An 18,745-nucleotide genomic window follows, 5' to 3' on the forward strand; every position below is an offset into this window, starting at 1 on the left:
ATGAGCTTACGTGAAAAAACCATCAGCGGCGCGAAGTGGTCAGCGATGGCGACCATCGTCATCATTGGCCTCGGTCTGGTGCAGATGACGGTGCTGGCGCGCATTATCGATAACCATCAGTTCGGTCTGCTGACCGTTTCGCTGGTGATTATCGCGCTGGCCGATACGCTGTCTGACTTCGGTATTGCCAACTCAATTATCCAGCGTAAAGAGATCAGCCATCTGGAGCTGACCACGCTCTACTGGCTGAACGTCGGGTTAGGCATCTTCGTGTTTGTGCTGGTGTTTCTGCTGAGCGACACCATCGCCAGCGTGTTGCATAACCCGGATCTCGCGCCGCTTATGCGCACGCTGTCGTTTGCCTTTGTCGTGATCCCGCACGGGCAACAGTTCCGCGCGCTGATGCAAAAAGAGCTGGAGTTCAACAAGATCGGCATGATTGAGACCAGCGCGGTACTGGCTGGCTTTACCTTCACCGTGGTCAGCGCCCATTTCTGGCCGCTGGCGATGACCGCCATCCTCGGTTATCTGGTGAACTCTGCTGTGCGCACGCTGCTGTTCGGCTATTTTGGCCGCAAGATTTACCGTCCGGGGCTGCACTTCTCGCTGGCGTCCGTCTCATCCAACCTGCGTTTTGGCGCGTGGCTGACCGCCGACAGCATTATTAACTACGTCAATACCAACCTCTCGACGCTGGTGCTGGCGCGCATTCTGGGGGCGAGCGTCGCGGGGGGCTACAACCTGGCCTATAACGTCGCGGTCGTGCCGCCGATGAAGCTGAACCCGATTATCACCCGTGTGCTGTTCCCGGCCTTCGCCAAGATCCAGGACGACACCGAGAAGCTGCGCGTTAACTTCTACAAGCTGCTCTCCGTGGTGGGCATCATCAACTTCCCGGTGCTGCTGGGGCTGATGGTGGTTTCCAGTAACTTTGTGCCGCTGGTGTTCGGTGAGAAGTGGGACAGCATTGTGCCAATCCTGCAACTGCTGTGCGTGGTGGGGCTGCTGCGCTCCGTGGGTAACCCGATTGGTTCCCTGCTGATGGCAAAAGCTCGCGTCGATATCAGCTTCAAATTCAATGTGTTCAAAACCTTCCTGTTTATTCCGGCGATTATCGTCGGGGGGCATATGGCGGGGGCAATCGGCGTGACGCTCGGCTTCCTGCTGGTGCAGATCATCAACACCGTATTGAGCTACTTCGTGATGATCAAGCCGGTGCTGGGCTCCAGCTATCGGCAGTACATCCTGAGCCTGTGGCTGCCGTTCTATCTCTCGTTGCCGACCTTGGCGGTGAGCTACGGTCTGGGCATTATCCTCAGCGGGCATCTGCCGCTGGCCGCGCTGCTGGCGGTGCAGGTTGCCGCTGGCGCGCTGGCGTTCGGCGTGATGATTGTGCTGTCTCGCAATGCGCTGGTGGTGGAGATGAAGCGCCAGTTTTGCCGTAACGAAAAAATGAAAACGCTGCTTCGCGCAGGCTAGTTATTTAAGAGGCCATTATGAAATTATTAATTCTTGGCAACCATACCTGCGGCAACCGTGGCGACAGCGCCATTCTGCGCGGTTTACTGGATGCAATTAACACCCTTGAGCCTGAGACAGAAGTGGATGTGATGAGCCGTTACCCGGTCAGCTCATCCTGGTTACTGAACCGCCCGGTGATGGGCGACCCGCTCTACAGCCAGATGAAACAGCACAACAATGCCGCGGGCGTGATGGGGCGCGTGAAGAAAGTGTTGCGTCGTCGCTACCAGCACCAGGTGCTGCTTTCACGTGTGACCGATACCGGCAAGCTGCGTAACATCGCGATTGCCCAGGGCTTTACTGATTTTGTTCGTCTGTTGTCGGGGTATGACGCCATTATTCAGGTCGGCGGCTCGTTCTTCGTCGATCTCTATGGCGTGCCGCAATTTGAGCATGCGCTCTGCACCTTTATGGCGAAAAAACCGCTGTTTATGATTGGTCACAGCGTGGGGCCATTCCAGGACCCGCAGTTTAACCAACTGGCGAACTACGTATTTGGTCATTGTGATGCGCTGATCCTGCGTGAATCCGTGAGCCTTGATCTGATGAAGCGCAGCGAAATCGACACGTCAAAAGTGGAACACGGCGTGGATACCGCCTGGCTGGTGGATCACCAGGAAGAGCATTTCCAGCCGAGCTATGCGGTGCAGCACTGGCTGAACGTGGCGGCAAAACAGAAAACCGTCGCCATTACCCTGCGCGAGCTTGCGCCATTTGATAAACGTCTCGGCACCACGCAGGCGGCCTATGAGAAAGCGTTCGCCGACGTGGTGAACCGCGTGCTGGACAGCGGCTACCAGGTGCTGGCGCTCTCAACCTGTACCGGTATCGATAGCTACAACAAAGATGACCGCATGGTGGCGCTCAACCTGCGCAATCTGGTTAACGATCCGTCCCGTTATCACGTGGTGATGGACGAACTGAACGACCTTGAGATGGGCAAACTGCTCTCCGCCTGTGACCTGACCGTCGGCACGCGCCTGCACTCGGCCATTATCTCGATGAACTTTGGCACGCCAGCGATTGCCATCAACTATGAGCACAAGTCCGCCGGGATTATGCAGCAGCTTGGTATGCCGGAAATGGCCGTTGATATCCGTCATCTGCTGGATGGTTCTCTGGGGGCGATGGTGGGCGACACGCTCGGACAACTGCCTGCCATTAACGAACGCCTGGCCGTGGCGGTGAAGGCCGAGCGCGAAAAAGGCATCGGCATGGTGAAATCAGTACTCGATCGCGTCGGGGAGGGGAAATGAAGGTTGGTTTCTTCTTACTGAAATTTCCGCTGTCGTCAGAAACCTTTGTGCTGAACCAAATCACCGCGTTTATCGATATGGGATATGACGTGGAGATTATCGCCCTGCAGAAGGGCGATACACAAAACACCCATGCGGCGTATACCCAGTATGGGCTGGAAGCGAAAACCCGCTGGCTGCAGGATGAGCCTGGCGGACGGATGAACAAACTGCGCTACCGTGCCAGCCAGACATTGCGCGGGCTTCACCGCGCAGCAACGTGGCGGGCGCTGAATGTGTCCCGCTACGGCGCGGAATCCCGCAACCTGATCCTCTCCGCCATTTGCGGCCAGACCGCTCAGCCGTATCGCGCTGATGTGTTTATCGCGCATTTTGGTCCGGCGGGCGTAACGGCAGCAAAGTTACGTGAATTGGGCATGATTGAAGGGAAGATTGCGACTATTTTCCACGGCATTGATATCTCCAGCCGTGAAGTGTTGAACCACTACACGCCGGAGTATCAGCAGCTTTTCCGTCGCGGCGACATGATGCTGCCGATTAGCGAACTGTGGGCCGGACGCCTGAAAACGATGGGGTGTCCGAGTGAAAAAATTACCGTCTCGCGGATGGGGGTTGATATGGAGCGCTTCACGCTGCGCCCGGTAAAGGCCCCAGGAAAGCCTTTGCAGATCATCTCTGTGGCGCGCCTGACGGAAAAGAAAGGGCTGCATGTGGCTATTGAAGCCTGCCGTCAGTTAAAAGCGCGCGGTGTTGATTTCCACTATCGCATTCTGGGGATAGGGCCCTGGGAGCGCCGCCTGCGCACGCTTATTGAGCAGTATCAACTGGACGACGTTGTGGAAATGCCTGGCTTCAAGCCGAGCCATGAAGTGAAGGCGATGCTCGATGAAGCGGACGTCTTCCTGCTGCCGTCCGTGACCGGTGCGGATGGCGATATGGAAGGCATTCCGGTGGCGCTGATGGAAGCGATGGCGGTGGGCATTCCAGTGGTGTCCACGTTACACAGCGGTATCCCGGAACTGATCAAATCTGACTATTCCGGCTGGCTGGTGCCTGAAAACAATGCCCTGGCGCTGGCCGATCGTCTGGCGGCATTCAGTGATATTGACCAGCAGGCGCTGGCCCCTGTGCTGCGCAATGCCCGACAAAAAGTCGAGGCAGATTTTAACCAGCAGGTGATTAATCGCCAGTTAGCAAGCCTGCTGCAAACGTTGTAACGCCGAGGTTGTATGCTCAAAAAGATTACCCGACGCCGTTTTGTCTCTTCTTTATCCGTCCTGGCAGCCATGCCTCTGTTGTCGTCCCGCGTTGCGCGGGCGACGACCGGGAAGACGGTTTCTGTTAACCACTACAACAATAACGACTGGATCGCCGCCTTTAAGCAGGCGTTTAGCGAAGGTGATATTGTCGTTGTCCCTGCCGGACTAACCTGTGAAAACATCAATACGGGGATTTTTATCCCCGATGGCAAAACATTGCTGGTCCGTGGTGCATTGAAAGGCAACGGACGCGGGCGGTTTGTGCTGCAGGAAGGCAGCAAAGTCATCGGTGAGGGAGAAGGGCGCACACACAATATTACGCTGGATGTTCGCGGTTCCGGTTGCGTAATTAAAGGACTGGCGATGAGCGGCTTCGGCCCTGTCACACAAATCTATATCGGCGGCAAGAAGCCCAGAGTGATGCGGAACCTGCTTATCGATAACATTACTGTGTCTCAGGCTAACTACGCCATCCTGCGTCAGGGATTTCATAACCAGGTGGACGGCGCGCGTATTACCAACAGTAAATTCAGCCACCTGCAGGGCGATGCGATTGAGTGGAACGTGGCGATCAATGACCGCAATATTCTGATTTCTGACCATGTGATCGACAACATTAACTGTACCAACGGCAAGATCAACTGGGGCATTGGTATTGGTCTTGCTGGCAGTACCTACGACAATGACTACCCGGAAAAACAGACGGTAAAGAACTTCGTGGTGGCAAATATCACGGGCAGCAACTGTCGCCAGTTAGTCCATGTTGAAAACGGCAAACACTTTATTATTCGTAATATAAAGGCCAAAAATATCACACCAGACTTCAGTAAGAAGGCGGGAATAGACAATGCGACGGTAGCGATTTACGGCTGTGATAATTTCGTTATTGATAATGTCGATATGGTCAATAGTGCCGGAATGTTAATTGGCTACGGCGTGATTAAAGGGGACTATCTGTCGATTCCCCAGAACTTCAAACTCAACGATATTCGCCTGGATAACCGACAGCTTGCATATAAATTACGCGGAATACAGATTTCATCCGGCAATGCCACTTCGTTTGTCGCCATCACCAACGTCGAGATGCAGCGCGCAACGCTTGAGCTGCATAACAAGCCCCAGCATCTTTTCTTAAGAAATATTAATGTGATGCAGGAGGCGGCGACTGGGCCTGCACTGAAAATGAATTTCGATTTGCGTAAGGACGTTCGCGGTAAGTTCATGGCTAAAGATGAGACACTGCTGTCGCTGGCAAACATTAGGGCGGTAAATGAGAAGGGGCAAAGTTCGGTGGATATTGACCGGGTGGATCAGCAGGTGGTGAATACGGAACGGCTGAATTTTGCGCTGCCTGTAAGAAGGAAATGATAAGTCTCGCCTGTAGAGGCGACTTCTTGATCACCACTAAAATTTGTTACTGAACTCAGCGATTTTAGGGTTTATAATCCAGTGTATTATTTTGCAATATTTGTCTAGTCATTAGCGATACCTCAGGGAAGATAGCGATCGCCAGAGGTTTTCCCAACACACATAACGCATTGAGTGGTGTATGAACGATAAAGTTTTGTTTATTGGCGCGTCTGGTTTCGTTGGGACCCGTTTGATTGAAGTTTCGCAGACAGCGTTTGATGTCACTAACTTCGATAAGCAGCAAAGTCATTTCTATCCCGACATTACCGTTTCTGGCGATGTTCGTAATCAGGATCAGCTCGATCAAGCATTAGCCGGCTTCGATACAGTGGTTCTTCTCGCCGCTGAACACCGTGATGATGTAAGCCCAACGTCGCTTTACTATGATGTAAACGTGCAGGGTACGCGTAACGTACTGGAAGCAATGGAAAAAAATAATGTTAAAAATATTATTTTTACCAGTTCAGTTGCCGTGTATGGCCTCAATAAGGTGAACCCTGACGAATCTCACCCGCACGATCCCTTTAACCACTATGGCAAAAGTAAATGGCAGGCTGAAGAAGTGCTGCGCGAGTGGTTCAACAAAGCCCCACAGGATCGCTCTCTGACGATTATTCGTCCAACGGTCATCTTTGGTGAGCGTAATCGCGGTAATGTTTACAACCTCCTGAAGCAGATTGCGGGGGGTAAATTTGCTATGGTTGGCGCGGGTACTAACTATAAATCAATGGCTTACGTGGGAAATATTGTTGAATTTATCAAGTTCAAATTGACCACTGTTAAACCGGGTTACGATGTGTATAACTACGTCGACAAACCAGACCTGAATATGAATCAGCTGGTTGCTGAAGTCGAAAAAAGTCTTAACAAGAAAATCCCTTCTGTCCATCTTCCTTATCCGCTCGGTATGCTAGGTGGCTATTGCTTTGATGTTCTTAGTAAAGTGACGGGTAAAAAATACGCAATCAGCTCCGTGCGTGTGAAAAAATTCTGCGCCACCACTCAGTTCGACGCAACTAAAGTACATACTTCTGGTTTTAATGCGCCTTACACCTTATCTCAGGGACTGGACCGTACGCTGAAATATGAGTTTGTCCATGAAAAGAAAGATGACATCACGTTTGTCTCTGAATAACGTTTGATGGCTACGATTAGTCGGAAACGGGGAGTTTAGCGTTTTTCTCTGTAGGGTTTCCGACAATTCTGGGTCACACTTGAAGCGTAATGAGGTGTAGTAGGGTAAGTTTCGACTTGAAACGTGATTTGCATTAGGCGCGGTAGACTTCATTTATCAGGCATTTTTCCTGGTCAGGTCTATACTTCGTCAACCATTTTTAGGTGGAAGAGATAATGATCAATTTAAAAGCCGTCATTCCGGTAGCAGGCCTGGGCATGCATATGCTGCCAGCAACGAAAGCGATTCCTAAGGAGATGCTGCCAATCGTCGATAAACCGATGATTCAATACATTGTCGACGAAATTGTTGCTGCAGGGATCAAAGAAATCGTCCTGGTTACCCACTCTTCCAAGAATGCGGTTGAGAACCACTTCGACACCTCTTACGAACTCGAAGCGTTGCTTGAGCAGCGCGTTAAACGTCAGCTTCTGGCTGAAGTTCAGTCCATTTGTCCCCCTGGCGTCACCATCATGAACGTACGTCAGGCGCAGCCGCTGGGGTTGGGGCACTCCATTCTATGTGCTCGCCCGGTTGTGGGTGATAATCCGTTTATCGTTGTTCTGCCTGACATCATTATTGATACCGCTTCTGCCGATCCGTTGCGTTACAATCTGGCGGCGATGGTTGCGCGTTTCAATGAAACCGGTCGCAGCCAGGTACTGGCTAAGCGGATGAAGGGCGATCTTTCTGAGTATTCTGTTATTCAGACGAAAGAAGCACTCGAGACAGAAGGGCAGGTGAGCCGTATCGTTGAGTTCATTGAAAAGCCTGATCAGCCACAAACGCTGGATTCCGACCTGATGGCTGTTGGCCGTTATGTTCTGAATGCGGATATCTGGGCGGAGCTGGAGAAGACGGAGCCGGGTGCCTGGCAGCGTATTCAGTTGACCGACGCGATTGCAGAGCTGGCGAAAAAACAGTCGGTTGACGCTATGTTGATGACGGGCGAAAGCTACGACTGCGGCAAGAAAATGGGCTATATGCAGGCGTTTGTGAACTACGGGCTGCGTAACCTGAAGGAAGGGCAGAAGTTCAGAGACAGGATTCAAAAACTGCTGACTAGCGAATAACAGACGAGCTTTTCAAAAGCGGCAACACTCTTTCTGAGCAGATAAGACAGCCAGAATGAGGGGAGCCGCTTTTGTATTTATGAATAAGCTGAGATAACAAGAGGTTATCTGTATTTTTTTTGGGCTGGCTTGTAGCGATTTGTGCTTGTTTCTGTTGTTGTTTAGGACGACAATTAATGCCAGTTTTGTGATGATCTGATGACAATTTTTTGTTCAGATACATTCGGACCCTAGAAATATGACATTCAATCTTCGCTCAGTACACTGGTAGCTGTTAAGCCAGGGGCGGTAGCGTGCAAATTTCCTGAGCCAGCTGTATATGGCTGGCTCATAGCATCAATATCTCGAATATCCTTCAGACGGAATAGTTAACGTGAAAATTCTTGTTACGGGCGGTGCCGGTTTCATCGGCTCAGCGGTGGTGCGACATATTATTAAAAATACTCAGGACGAAGTCGTCAATGTTGATAAATTGACCTATGCTGGCAACCTGGAATCGCTCGTAGAAGTAAGTGATAACGTTCGTTATGCCTTTGAGCATGCAGATATTTGCGATAAAGAGGCGATGGAACGTATTTTTGCTGAGCATAAGCCAGACGCGGTGATGCATCTGGCTGCTGAAAGCCATGTCGATCGCTCAATCACTGGCCCGGCTGCGTTTATTGAAACAAATATTGTTGGTACTTATGTACTGCTGGAAGCCGCTCGTGCCTATTGGTCTGGCTTAAATGAGGCGGAAAAAAGTTCGTTCCGTTTCCACCATATTTCGACCGACGAAGTGTATGGTGACCTGCCACATCCTGACGAGCATCCTGCTTCGGCTGAGCTGCCGCTGTTTACAGAAAAGACAGCTTATGCGCCAAGTAGTCCTTATTCCGCATCCAAAGCGTCGAGTGACCATCTGGTTCGGGCATGGCTACGTACCTATGGTTTCCCGACAATTGTGACTAACTGTTCCAATAATTATGGTCCATTCCACTTCCCGGAAAAACTGATTCCACTCGTGATTCTGAACGCGCTGGATGGTAAAGCGTTGCCAATTTATGGCAAAGGCGATCAGATCCGTGACTGGCTGTATGTTGAAGATCATGCGCGCGCGTTATACACCGTGGTGACCAAAGGAAAACCCGGCGAAACCTATAATATTGGCGGACATAACGAAAAGCGGAATCTTGATGTGGTGCGAACTATTTGCGATCTGCTGGATGAAATCGTACCAAAACAAGGAACATATCGTGATCAAATCACATATGTCACAGATCGGCCGGGGCACGATCGCCGCTATGCCATTGATGCCCACAAGATCGCCGAAGAATTAGGCTGGGAACCGCAAGAGACATTCGAAAGCGGTATCCGAAAAACTATCGAATGGTATTTAAACAACGCTGAATGGTGCCGCCGCGTGCAGGATGGCAGCTATCAGCGTGAGCGCCTGGGAATCATTTAATATGAAAGGAATTATTTTAGCTGGCGGTTCGGGAACTCGTTTATACCCAATTACAATGGGGGTTTCGAAGCAATTGCTTCCGGTTTACGACAAACCGATGATTTATTATCCCCTGTCTGTGCTGATGCTGGCTGGTATAAAGGATATTCTGGTCATTACTACACCTGAAGATCAGGCTGGTTTCCAGCGTCTTCTTGGTAATGGTAACCATCTGGGCGTAGAGATTCAGTATGCAGTTCAACCGAGCCCGGATGGTTTAGCTCAGGCGTTCATTATTGGAGAACAATTCATTGGTAATGATTCTGTCTGCCTGGTTCTTGGCGATAATATATTCTTTGGGCAAGGTTTTACACCTAAATTGAAAGCAGCCGCGGAAAGAAACTCCGGCGCGACAGTCTTCGGTTATCAGGTTATGGACCCTGAACGTTTTGGGGTTGTGGCCTTTGATGAAAATTACAGGGCGATCAGCATAGAAGAGAAACCTGTTAAGCCAAAATCAAACTGGGCAGTAACAGGTCTCTATTTTTACGATAACAGTGTTATTGAAATTGCAAAAGAAATTAAGCCTTCAGCGCGTGGTGAATTAGAAATCACAGCAGTGAATGAAGTTTATTTAAAACGCAATGCTTTGAATGTTGAATTACTTGGCCGCGGATTTGCGTGGCTTGATACAGGCACTCACGACAGTCTTATTGAGGCTGGCAGTTTCGTTGAAACTGTTCAGAAAAGACAGGGCATGATGGTTGCCTGTCCAGAAGAGATTGCCTGGCGTAATGGCTGGCTAACGGATGATGAGTTATGTCATCTTGGAAAACAAATTGAGAAAAACCATTACGGTAAATATCTTATTAATCTGGTAAAGAAACATGAAAGTTGAACTGATTCCGTTACAAAAGCATGGTGATGAACGTGGCATGCTGGTGGCACTTGAGCAGACTAAAAATGTGCCGTTTGAGATTAAACGTGTTTATTACATGTTTGGTACCCAGACTAACGTTCGCAGAGGCTACCATGCTCACAAGGAATTAAGACAGCTTGCTATACCGGTAAGTGGTTCTTGTCGTTTTATGCTAGATGACGGGAAAGAGAAGGTTGATATTCTTCTGGATAATCCTGCCCTGGGATTACTCATTGAGCCTTCCATCTGGCATGAGATGTATGATTATTCCCATGATTGCATTCTTTTAGTTTTAGCCAGTGATGTCTACAACGAAAGTGACTATATCCGTAATTACGATGAGTTTGTGGAGTCTGTAGAATGAAAATCCATAAATTAAGTGACGTGCAATCCACTCAGATCGGAGAAGATACAACTATCTGGCAATATTCTGTAATTTTGCCAGGAGCAGTAATTGGAAATGAATGTAATATTTGTGCTCATACATTTATTGAAAATGATGTCAAAATAGGGAACCGCGTTACGGTAAAATCAGGGGTATTCTTGTGGGATGGCATTAATATTGAGGATGATGTTTTTATTGGTCCTTGTGTCGCATTCACTAATGATAAACATCCTCGCTCTAAACAGTACCCCGAAAAATTTCTAAAAACGACTATTAAAAAGGGTGCTTCTCTTGGTGCTAATGCAACGATTTTGCCGGGGATTACTGTTGGCGAAGGTGCAATGGTCGGTGCCGGGGCAGTAGTCACCAGGGACGTTGCACCTTTTACTGTAGTTGCAGGTAATCCGGCAAAAATTCTTAAGGAAATCAAATAATGTTGCCATTTCTGGATCTGAAAGCTATTAATCAGCAATATAAAGAAGAATTAATGCAAGCATTTGAGCGTGTGCTTGATTCTGGCTGGTATATTATGGGCAAAGAGCTTAGCACCTTTGAACAACGTTTTGCACAGTTTTGCGGTACCAGGCACTGTATTGGGGTTGCAAATGGCCTTGACGCGCTCATATTAGTATTGCGAGCATGGAAAGAACTAGGTCTGCTCAGTGAAGGTGACGAAGTGCTCGTACCTTCAAATACTTACATTGCTTCAGTGCTTGCCATTACCCAGAATAATCTTGTTCCCGTATTTGTTGAACCGGACCCTTCAACTTTTAATATTACTGCAGCTGGTATTAAAGAAAAAATAACTGAAAGAACAAAAGCTATTTTACCAGTTCATCTCTATGGCCAGCTCTGTGAGATGGCAGATATTAAAGAGCTAGCACAGCAGAAAAATCTCTTAATCCTTGAAGATTGCGCTCAGGCACATGGTGCAATGTCACAAAATGTTATGGCTGGTAACTGGGGTGATGCAGCGGGTTTTAGCTTCTATCCAGGGAAAAATATTGGCGCATTAGGTGATGCTGGTGCCATTACAACAAATGATGACAAATTAGCTGAAATATTATTAGCGCTACGTAACTATGGGTCACATAAAAAGTACGAAAATCTTTATACAGGTGTGAACAGTCGCTTAGATGAAATGCAGGCTGCGTTGTTGTCTGTTAAGCTAGATTCAGTAGAGACTGAAGTAATAAAAAGAAGAGAAATAGCAAATTTCTATTTGAGCAATATTAATAATCCATTAGTAAATCTTCCGCGTGTTGTTTCAGAGGAAATGCACGTCTGGCATCTTTTTGTGATCACTTGTGCGCACCGTGAGGCTTTAGCTAAACATTTAACAGATAAAAACATCCAAACTTTAATTCATTATCCTATCCCGCCACATAAGCAACAGGCATACAAGCAATTTGAACATATGTCTTTGCCGATTGCTGAAGAGATACATCGTACAGTTCTGTCGATTCCAATGGGACCGACAATGACATTAGACGATGCAAAAATGGTAGCCGACGCGATTAATAGTTTTGCATTATGAGGAAATTGTTAACCGTTACATTTCTCTCAGGAATGCTAACGCTCTTGCGAATGTGTTGTGGCTTTATCATCAGTAAAATTATTGCTGTCTATACAGGGCCTACTGGTTTGGCCCTGCTTGGACAATTACAAAGTTTTGCCTCTATTTGTAACGGAGTTATCAATGCTTCTGTCAGCAGTGGCATTGTTCGTTATACATCTGAGCATTCTGATGATCCCGACGAGAAATTTACCTTGTGGTGGAAGGGAGGGGTGCAGGTCGGCTTGATTATTTATGCTTGCCTTTGCCCTGCGATAATACTCCTTTCTCCATTATTGTCTAAGCTAGTATTTGATAGTAATGATTATACTGTCTATATCATACTTATTGGCTTATTTCTTCCATTCTCCTTATTAGGCACTCTTTTAAATTCTGTCCTGAACGGTTTACAACAGTATAAAAGATTTGTTTTTACTGGAATGATTTCAGTAATTGCCTCTTTCGCATTAATGTGTCTGCTCACCGTAATATATGGTGTTCAGGGGGCCCTGATGGCAGCCTCGCTACAGGCTGCGATACTCGGTGTTACACTTGGCATTAGCTGTTTGAAATTTAGCTGGTTTAAGTTAAGTAATTTCTGGGGGAAAGTAGACAAACAGCAAAGATCAGATATTAATAAATATCTTACTATGGCAATGGTATCAGCATTGACACTACCAGTAGCACAGGTGTGTATAAGGAAGATTCTCATCGCCGAAGCTGGTTGGGATATGGCTGGTCAATGGCAATCTGTCTGGAAGATTTCTGAAGTGTATCTCAGTGTTGTAACAATGGCACTTGGTACTTATTTTATGCCAAAGTTAGCGAAGCTAAAGAGTGTCGCTGAGATACAAAAAGAAATCCACAGCGTTGTTTTGGTTATACTTCCTGTAATCATTGCAATGTCTTTGTGTATTTATTTTACACGAGATTGGATTATCCAGATTCTATTCACTAATGAGTTTTCTAAAGCTCGTGATCTTTTTATGATCCAACTTGTTGGTGATGTACTTAAAATCTGGAGTTGGATATATGCGTATCCAATGCTCTCACGTGCTGCTGTGAAGTGGTATGTTTCAACAGAAATTGCTTTTGCGTTCGTGTGGGTAGCACTATCTCTATTCCTTATAAACATGATGGGAGCCCAAGGCGCTAATTTAGCCTATACACTTGCATATGGTTTTTATCTAATTTTCATGATGTTCAATATGAAAAAATTTGCGAAGTAATATGAGGGTTTATGCGAGTATTGTTGGTAGGTGAGTTCTCTGGTGTTCATCTCAATCTGATGGAGCAATTAAACAAACAAGGCATTTATTGCGATCTATTGTCGGACGGTGACGGGTGGAAAGGGTTTAATTCAACTATAACGATCCCTAAACGCCAACCAATCAAAGGCATAGGAAAATTACTTTTCCCGGTACTCGATTTTTTAGGATTAGCTGGGCTCTCATCCTATCGCGAAAACCGTAATTTGATTGACAATCTCGACAATTACGATGTCATACAATTTATTAATCCTCAGGCTATAAAGGCATTCGGCGCTATTGGGAATTTATGTTTATTCAGAAAATTATCCAGAAAAGCACCTAAGACTTTTTTATGTGCTCTTGGCGGTGATTTATGCGTAGAAACATTTTATATCATGCGGAGATTGAAATATTCCCCATGGAGCAGTTTTAAGCTCAAACGGGTTAAGTATTTTTATCAAAACATATCTTTCTTTTTCCCCGCGCATGCTGCGTTACATTTTTATGTGACACGACAGGTTAAAGCAATTATTCCGGGACTCTATGAATATAGACGCGCTTATGAGAATAATAAAAAATGCACTTCAATAATAGGATTACCAATTAATAGTGGGGAATATCATCCATCTATATCAACATCAACCCACGATGGCCCGGTAAAGATATTTTATAGCAAAAAACCGCATATGGGTGATTATTATAAGAAAGGATATAAATATTTCGATGAAGCCCTTGCGATTTTAGATGAAAAGAAAATCTCTTATCAGTTAGTCACTGCTAATGGTATACCCTTCGAACAGTATAAAGCATTGTTAGCCGACTGTGATATCTTGCTGGACCAGACATTATCTTATGACAAAGGTATGTCGGGCATCATCGGTATGGCAAACGGTATGATCACATTTAGCGGAAATGAACCAGATATCGAAAAATTCTATGGTCGAAAGATACCCTGTATCAATGCTGAACCTGACGCTAAAGCATTAGCAATAAAATTAACACATATAATTGAAAATTATGAGGACTATAATTCTCTGCGAATTTCTGCTAAAGAGTATATAGATAAATACCACTCATCTGATGTGATTTGCTCAAAGTATATTGAGGTATGGAATAAAGAATGATTTTTTTCATTTTTATTATTTGCATCACGATGCTTGTCATTTTATGTCGAAATCGCGTCACCCTCGCATTTTGGTTTTTACTGGCTTTAATTGCTGCAATCAGATTTGAGGTTGGCACCGATTATCCAAATTATGTTAATTTATTCTATGATATAAGAGATGGATTCCAGAGTTATTTGCATATGGAGCCTTTCCATCTTGCAGTAAATGAGTTCGCTTTATACGCGGGATTTGGGCCACAATTTATATTTTTTATTTATGCAGTCTTAACGACATTATTCTTTGCGATGTTCTTCTATAAAATGTCGAATGCATTTACTGACGTTGAACCAAAAATAGTATTTGCATTATGTACAATTCTGTATTTAGGTAATTATTATTTCTTGAGTTTGAATAGTATTAGATCTTGCCTTGCTGCGAGTCTTTATGTATTAGGCTTATACTATTACATACAGCGAAGATCGTTCCTTACTATCCTGACATTTATTGCAGGCTGTTTTATTCACTTCAGCATGATACCCATTGCGTTAATAACCTGGTTGTCATTGGCCTTTATCTTTCCGGTCAAACGCAAGACGTTTATTGCTTTTGTAACAATAATTCTCCTTAACCCGTTGAGTCTGGTTGCTTATATTTTTGTAAATTATAAGCTAATGTATTACAACTATTTCCTTTCAGATACTTATGCTGTACCGGCAACATTTATTGGACAACTTTCGGCCTATGGTGGTGTTGCCCTTGCTCTGTTATTTTACTATTTCTTTATGAAAAAAATTGGTATCAAAGATAACAGAACAAAAGGAATTTTCCAGCTTTCAATTATCCTGTTTATCGCTTTCAGGATCTTTTCAAATGAACTGTTTATTTTTGCAAGGTTATCGAGGTATCTTTCTCCTGTACTCTATTTGTTTACTGCTTATAGTATCGCCTATTTTATTAAATACAAAATTGCAGACAATTCAAAATCGCTGGCATTGCTTGGCTTTGTTGTATTCTTAACTATAACTAATATCATAATGTTTGTGCCTCGTGGTCTGGAAGATGATTCCTATGGTAATTATAAAATAAACTACTGTATATTAAGTAATGAAATATGTGATGTATCAATTGATACGAGAAATTAAATAAAACTTTTGGATTTGATTCGTTATGTTATATATTTTGGTGGATGATATAGTTAAAGCTCGTTTTTTTTCGTGTTTTCAACAAGTTAATAATGTAATTTATTTAACGAATAAGATATCGTGCTTTCTTTTTCTAAGAAAAAAAACAAATAAAAAAGTCATCTTGCTTTCTGGATCTTCAAAGCATGAATCTGATTCCATTGTGGATCGTGCTCGTTTGTCAAAAACCATCTCTGTTCTGAATGGTCGGCAAACTTTGGACGATGCCATTAAAAACTATTGCGCTGTAAGAGCATCGTTATTTTCTAAAGTTATAAATAATATCGGTTGCAATGATACGGTGATTGTTTTCAATGGTAATCATGCCAGTGCTATTGCAACAACTGATGTTTTTAACAGCAAAGGCGCTAAAACACTTTATGCTGAGATAAGCAATCTTCCAGATAAAATGGTATTTGACCCTAAAGGCGTTAATGCACAATCCATACTCTATTCAAAACCCGAGGTATTGGACTCTCTGGAAAGTGTATCAGACGCTCAACATGAAGCATGGGTAAATGATTATATTACCTATAAAGAAAAACCCATTCCACAGTCAAAAATAAACGTCCCAACGTATTTATTGCTTGCTGTTGATGATATATTCGCAAGGCTTTTTAAAAATATAATAATAAAGGAAGACTCTCTCTCCTTTATCGATAAAGTCAAAATGTTTCGCAGTAAATTTAAATCAAGAAAAATCCTCAATTCTGCTGAGCACGCTGATTTAACTCAACCCTATATTTTCTTCCCTACGCAAGTTACCTCTGATACGCAACTTAAAATTAATAGCGATATTGATAACCTTCAGGCTATGAGTATTATTTTAGAGCGTGAAAAAGATATCGATATATACGTTAAAATCCATCCAGCTGAATCAAATATTGAAACTATTAATTATTTTTTAGAGTTAGCGAAACAAAAAAGAATCCGAATTGTAAGTAACAATACTATTGCATTGATTAAAAATGCCAAAAGAATATATACAGTTAATTCGACGGTAGGTCTTGAGGCACTGATTTTTGAAAAAGAACTAACTGTTTTAGGGCGTGCAATTTACAGTAATTTCGATAAGACCAGATTGAGACTATATATTCATAGGTATTTAATGGATTTAAACTATTTTGGTGAAAATACATTAACTGAAATTCATTTCGATAAATTATCCAGGCTGAGTGAGCTATAACTTATGTATGATTATATTATTGTAGGGTCCGGGCTTTTTGGATCGGTTTTTGCTCATGAAGCTAAGAAAGCCGGAAAAAAAGTCAAAGTAATTGAAAAACGTTCCCATCTTGGTGGTAATATATATTGTGAAAATATTGAAGGCATTAATGTCCACAAATATGGTGCGCATATTTTCCATACCAGTGATAAAGAAGTTTGGGACTATGTCAATAAGTTTGTCGAATTTAATCGTTTCACAAATTCGCCTGTCGCTATCTCAAAAGGCAAAGTGTATAATTTGCCTTTCAATATGAATACATTTAATCAGCTTTGGAACGTTGTCACTCCTGAACAGGCAAAAGAAAAAATTGCCTTACAGAGTTCCGAATTAAATGGAAAGGAACCTGAAAATTTAGAAGAACAGGCAATTTCTCTGGTTGGAAGGGATATTTATGAGACTCTTATAAAAGAATATACCGAAAAGCAGTGGGGCCGTCTTTGTAAGGAATTACCTGCTTTTATTATCAAGCGTTTGCCTGTGCGTTTCACCTACGATAACAACTACTTCAATGATAAATACCAAGGGATTCCTACTGGTGGCTACAATGCTTTGATTGATGGGTTGCTGGACGGCATTGAGGTCGAAGTTAATACCAATTATTTTGATCGGAAAGAATATTGGGATTCATTAGCTGATAAAATTGTATATACAGGCCCAATTGATTTGTACTTTGATTATTGTTTCGGTGCCCTTGATTATCGATCACTTAGATTTGAAACTGAGGTATTAGAGACTGATAATTATCAAGGTAATGCTGTTGTTAACTATAATGATAAAGAGTTTGCGTTTACCAGAATTATAGAGCATAAATTCTTTGAATTTGGGCAGCAACCTAAAACTGTTATAACACGTGAATTCCCAAAAGAATATGCTGTAGGTGATGAGTATTATTACCCAGTGAATGATGAAAAAAACATGCATATTTATAAAAAATATCGTGAAAAATCAAAAGAATTGGATAGCGTGATTTTTGGCGGCCGACTAGCAGAATATAAATATTATGACATGCATCAGGTCATAAAATCGGCGTTGACCAGTTTCCGAAAAGAGGCGAATATTAGTGAATAAGGATGTTGTCGCAGTTATTGTAACGTATAACCGTAAAGAGTTATTAGGTAAGGTTATCGATGCGGTTGCTAATCAAAGCTATCCATTGAAAAAGATCCTTATCATCGATAATAACAGCTCGGATGGTACGAAAGAGAGCGTAACCAGTAAATTGTCCTCCGTCGTTGAATATATCAATACTGGTGGCAATTTAGGTGGAGCGGGGGGATTCCATTTTGGCTTTAAAGAGGCAGAGAAGCATAGTTATGATTATCTGTGGCTGATGGATGACGATTTGATGCCCGCTCATGATTGCCTTGAAAAATTATTATCAACAAACCCTTTGGGGATTGCTCAGCCTGTCCGTTATAATCTGGATGAAACTTGTGCTGAATTATCTCCATTGCGTTATGATCTTTCCAATCCGTTAAAACTAAATCCGAAAGGTACTCCGCTCAAGGTTTATCTTGAGCAGAATAAAGAAACAGATCGGCTGATAAATATCGAAGCAATTCCATTTGAAGGGCCTTTAATCTCAAGAAAAGCCGTTACGGAAATCGGACTTCCTAATCCTGCGTTTTTCATCTTCTGCGATGATATTGAATACGCGATTAAAGCCAAAAGGAAAGGCATCCCTATCGTTTGTGACCTTGAAGCTAAAGCCTATCGTTTACTGATAAACAATCAGGGAAACGATCTGCTTTCCTGGAAAGGTTACTTTATGCTCAGAAATTTGTTCTACCTTCACAAGAATTACGGTACAAATGTTTTCGTGCGTAATAAGCCGATAGTTCTGGCAATTGGCTATGGTTGTTCTTGCCTCGTTAAAGGGCAATTTAAGCAATTGAAAGTGCTTTGGCGAGCATTCTGGGACGCTGGTTCGCTAAAAAATACTGACCTATTCAAGCCTGGGGCGAAAAAGTAAAAGCATCTTCCGCTATCACCATCACTTTGA

General features: G+C 44.2%; 17 protein-coding genes. All 17 read left to right on the plus strand.

The genetic code is table 11. From position 1 onward, the window contains the following. The 17 genes from wzxC to ABGB15_RS08175 all read left to right on the plus strand — a co-directional run bounded on the left by wzxC (window position 1) and on the right by ABGB15_RS08175 (window position 18,715). Window positions 1-1,479 carry a colanic acid undecaprenyl disphosphate flippase WzxC gene (gene wzxC, locus ABGB15_RS08095; protein WP_152081551.1) on the plus strand — a complete coding sequence of 493 codons (1,479 nt, stop codon included), beginning with the start codon at window positions 1-3 and terminating at the stop codon, window positions 1,477-1,479. A 17-nt stretch (window positions 1,480-1,496) separates the two neighbouring features. Then, window positions 1,497-2,777, plus strand: a complete 1,281-nt coding sequence (wcaK, locus tag ABGB15_RS08100) for a colanic acid biosynthesis pyruvyl transferase WcaK (protein WP_152081550.1) — start codon at window positions 1,497-1,499, stop codon at window positions 2,775-2,777. Then, window positions 2,774-3,994, plus strand: a complete 1,221-nt coding sequence (gene wcaL, locus ABGB15_RS08105; protein WP_369064158.1) for a colanic acid biosynthesis glycosyltransferase WcaL — start codon at window positions 2,774-2,776, stop codon at window positions 3,992-3,994. The genes wcaK and wcaL overlap by 4 nt, the downstream gene beginning before the upstream one ends. A gap of 12 nt (window positions 3,995-4,006) precedes the next feature. Next, window positions 4,007-5,404, plus strand: coding sequence for a colanic acid biosynthesis protein WcaM (gene wcaM / locus ABGB15_RS08110; RefSeq protein WP_215722321.1), 1,398 nt, complete (start codon window positions 4,007-4,009; stop codon window positions 5,402-5,404). A gap of 181 nt (window positions 5,405-5,585) precedes the next feature. Further along, window positions 5,586-6,581 carry an NAD-dependent epimerase/dehydratase family protein gene (locus tag ABGB15_RS08115; protein ID WP_215722320.1) on the plus strand — a complete coding sequence of 332 codons (996 nt, stop codon included), beginning with the start codon at window positions 5,586-5,588 and terminating at the stop codon, window positions 6,579-6,581. A gap of 215 nt (window positions 6,582-6,796) precedes the next feature. Then, a complete protein-coding gene (gene galF, locus ABGB15_RS08120) occupies window positions 6,797-7,693 on the plus strand; it encodes a GalU regulator GalF (RefSeq protein WP_097535685.1) in 897 nt (298 codons plus the stop codon). Window positions 7,694-8,066: 373 nt separating this feature from the next. Beyond that, window positions 8,067-9,140: a dTDP-glucose 4,6-dehydratase gene (gene rfbB / locus ABGB15_RS08125; RefSeq protein WP_215722319.1), complete on the plus strand. Its 1,074-nt coding sequence runs from the start codon at window positions 8,067-8,069 to the stop codon at window positions 9,138-9,140. A gap of 1 nt (window position 9,141) precedes the next feature. Beyond that, window positions 9,142-10,017, plus strand: coding sequence for a glucose-1-phosphate thymidylyltransferase RfbA (rfbA, locus tag ABGB15_RS08130; protein WP_215722318.1), 876 nt, complete (start codon window positions 9,142-9,144; stop codon window positions 10,015-10,017). Then, the gene (locus tag ABGB15_RS08135; protein ID WP_215722317.1) at window positions 10,007-10,402 is read left to right on the plus strand and encodes an FdtA/QdtA family cupin domain-containing protein; all 396 of its coding nucleotides are present in this window, start codon (window positions 10,007-10,009) and stop codon (window positions 10,400-10,402) included. Before rfbA ends, ABGB15_RS08135 begins: the two co-directional genes overlap by 11 nt. After that, entirely contained in the window at window positions 10,399-10,857 is a 459-nt protein-coding gene (locus ABGB15_RS08140; RefSeq protein WP_215722316.1) for an acyltransferase, read from the plus strand. Before ABGB15_RS08135 ends, ABGB15_RS08140 begins: the two co-directional genes overlap by 4 nt. After that, the gene (locus ABGB15_RS08145; protein WP_215722315.1) at window positions 10,857-11,960 is read left to right on the plus strand and encodes a DegT/DnrJ/EryC1/StrS aminotransferase family protein; all 1,104 of its coding nucleotides are present in this window, start codon (window positions 10,857-10,859) and stop codon (window positions 11,958-11,960) included. The genes ABGB15_RS08140 and ABGB15_RS08145 overlap by 1 nt, the downstream gene beginning before the upstream one ends. After that, entirely contained in the window at window positions 11,957-13,207 is a 1,251-nt protein-coding gene (locus tag ABGB15_RS08150; RefSeq protein WP_313326395.1) for an O-antigen translocase, read from the plus strand. Before ABGB15_RS08145 ends, ABGB15_RS08150 begins: the two co-directional genes overlap by 4 nt. 11 nt (window positions 13,208-13,218) lie before the next feature. Continuing rightward, window positions 13,219-14,352 carry a glycosyltransferase gene (locus tag ABGB15_RS08155; RefSeq protein WP_215722313.1) on the plus strand — a complete coding sequence of 378 codons (1,134 nt, stop codon included), beginning with the start codon at window positions 13,219-13,221 and terminating at the stop codon, window positions 14,350-14,352. Beyond that, window positions 14,349-15,476 (plus strand): EpsG family protein, encoded by a 1,128-nt coding sequence (locus ABGB15_RS08160; RefSeq protein ID WP_215722312.1) that lies wholly within the window; start codon window positions 14,349-14,351, stop codon window positions 15,474-15,476. The genes ABGB15_RS08155 and ABGB15_RS08160 overlap by 4 nt, the downstream gene beginning before the upstream one ends. 25 nt (window positions 15,477-15,501) lie before the next feature. Continuing rightward, entirely contained in the window at window positions 15,502-16,701 is a 1,200-nt protein-coding gene (locus ABGB15_RS08165; RefSeq protein ID WP_215722311.1) for a hypothetical protein, read from the plus strand. 3 nt (window positions 16,702-16,704) lie between these two features. Then, a complete protein-coding gene (gene glf / locus ABGB15_RS08170; protein ID WP_215722310.1) occupies window positions 16,705-17,811 on the plus strand; it encodes a UDP-galactopyranose mutase in 1,107 nt (368 codons plus the stop codon). Further along, window positions 17,804-18,715 (plus strand): glycosyltransferase, encoded by a 912-nt coding sequence (locus ABGB15_RS08175; RefSeq protein ID WP_215722309.1) that lies wholly within the window; start codon window positions 17,804-17,806, stop codon window positions 18,713-18,715. Before glf ends, ABGB15_RS08175 begins: the two co-directional genes overlap by 8 nt. Window positions 18,716-18,745 lie beyond the last annotated feature (30 nt).

The organism is Enterobacter sp. MALB-1 (assembly GCF_041021625.1).
Lineage (GTDB): Bacteria > Pseudomonadota > Gammaproteobacteria > Enterobacterales > Enterobacteriaceae > Enterobacter > Enterobacter oligotrophicus.

Coding starts and splice junctions, on each gene's coding strand:
- ABGB15_RS08115 (WP_215722320.1), top strand. CDS start 5,586: ATGAACGATAAAGTTTTGTTTATTGGCGCGTCTGGTTTCGTTGGGACC.
- ABGB15_RS08160 (WP_215722312.1), top strand. CDS start 14,349: ATGATTTTTTTCATTTTTATTATTTGCATCACGATGCTTGTCATTTTA.
- wcaL (WP_369064158.1), top strand. CDS start 2,774: ATGAAGGTTGGTTTCTTCTTACTGAAATTTCCGCTGTCGTCAGAAACC.
- ABGB15_RS08140 (WP_215722316.1), top strand. CDS start 10,399: ATGAAAATCCATAAATTAAGTGACGTGCAATCCACTCAGATCGGAGAA.
- glf (WP_215722310.1), top strand. CDS start 16,705: ATGTATGATTATATTATTGTAGGGTCCGGGCTTTTTGGATCGGTTTTT.
- ABGB15_RS08150 (WP_313326395.1), top strand. CDS start 11,957: ATGAGGAAATTGTTAACCGTTACATTTCTCTCAGGAATGCTAACGCTC.
- rfbA (WP_215722318.1), top strand. CDS start 9,142: ATGAAAGGAATTATTTTAGCTGGCGGTTCGGGAACTCGTTTATACCCA.
- galF (WP_097535685.1), top strand. CDS start 6,797: ATGATCAATTTAAAAGCCGTCATTCCGGTAGCAGGCCTGGGCATGCAT.
- ABGB15_RS08145 (WP_215722315.1), top strand. CDS start 10,857: ATGTTGCCATTTCTGGATCTGAAAGCTATTAATCAGCAATATAAAGAA.
- wcaM (WP_215722321.1), top strand. CDS start 4,007: ATGCTCAAAAAGATTACCCGACGCCGTTTTGTCTCTTCTTTATCCGTC.
- ABGB15_RS08135 (WP_215722317.1), top strand. CDS start 10,007: ATGAAAGTTGAACTGATTCCGTTACAAAAGCATGGTGATGAACGTGGC.
- wzxC (WP_152081551.1), top strand. CDS start 1: ATGAGCTTACGTGAAAAAACCATCAGCGGCGCGAAGTGGTCAGCGATG.
- ABGB15_RS08155 (WP_215722313.1), top strand. CDS start 13,219: ATGCGAGTATTGTTGGTAGGTGAGTTCTCTGGTGTTCATCTCAATCTG.
- wcaK (WP_152081550.1), top strand. CDS start 1,497: ATGAAATTATTAATTCTTGGCAACCATACCTGCGGCAACCGTGGCGAC.
- ABGB15_RS08165 (WP_215722311.1), top strand. CDS start 15,502: ATGTTATATATTTTGGTGGATGATATAGTTAAAGCTCGTTTTTTTTCG.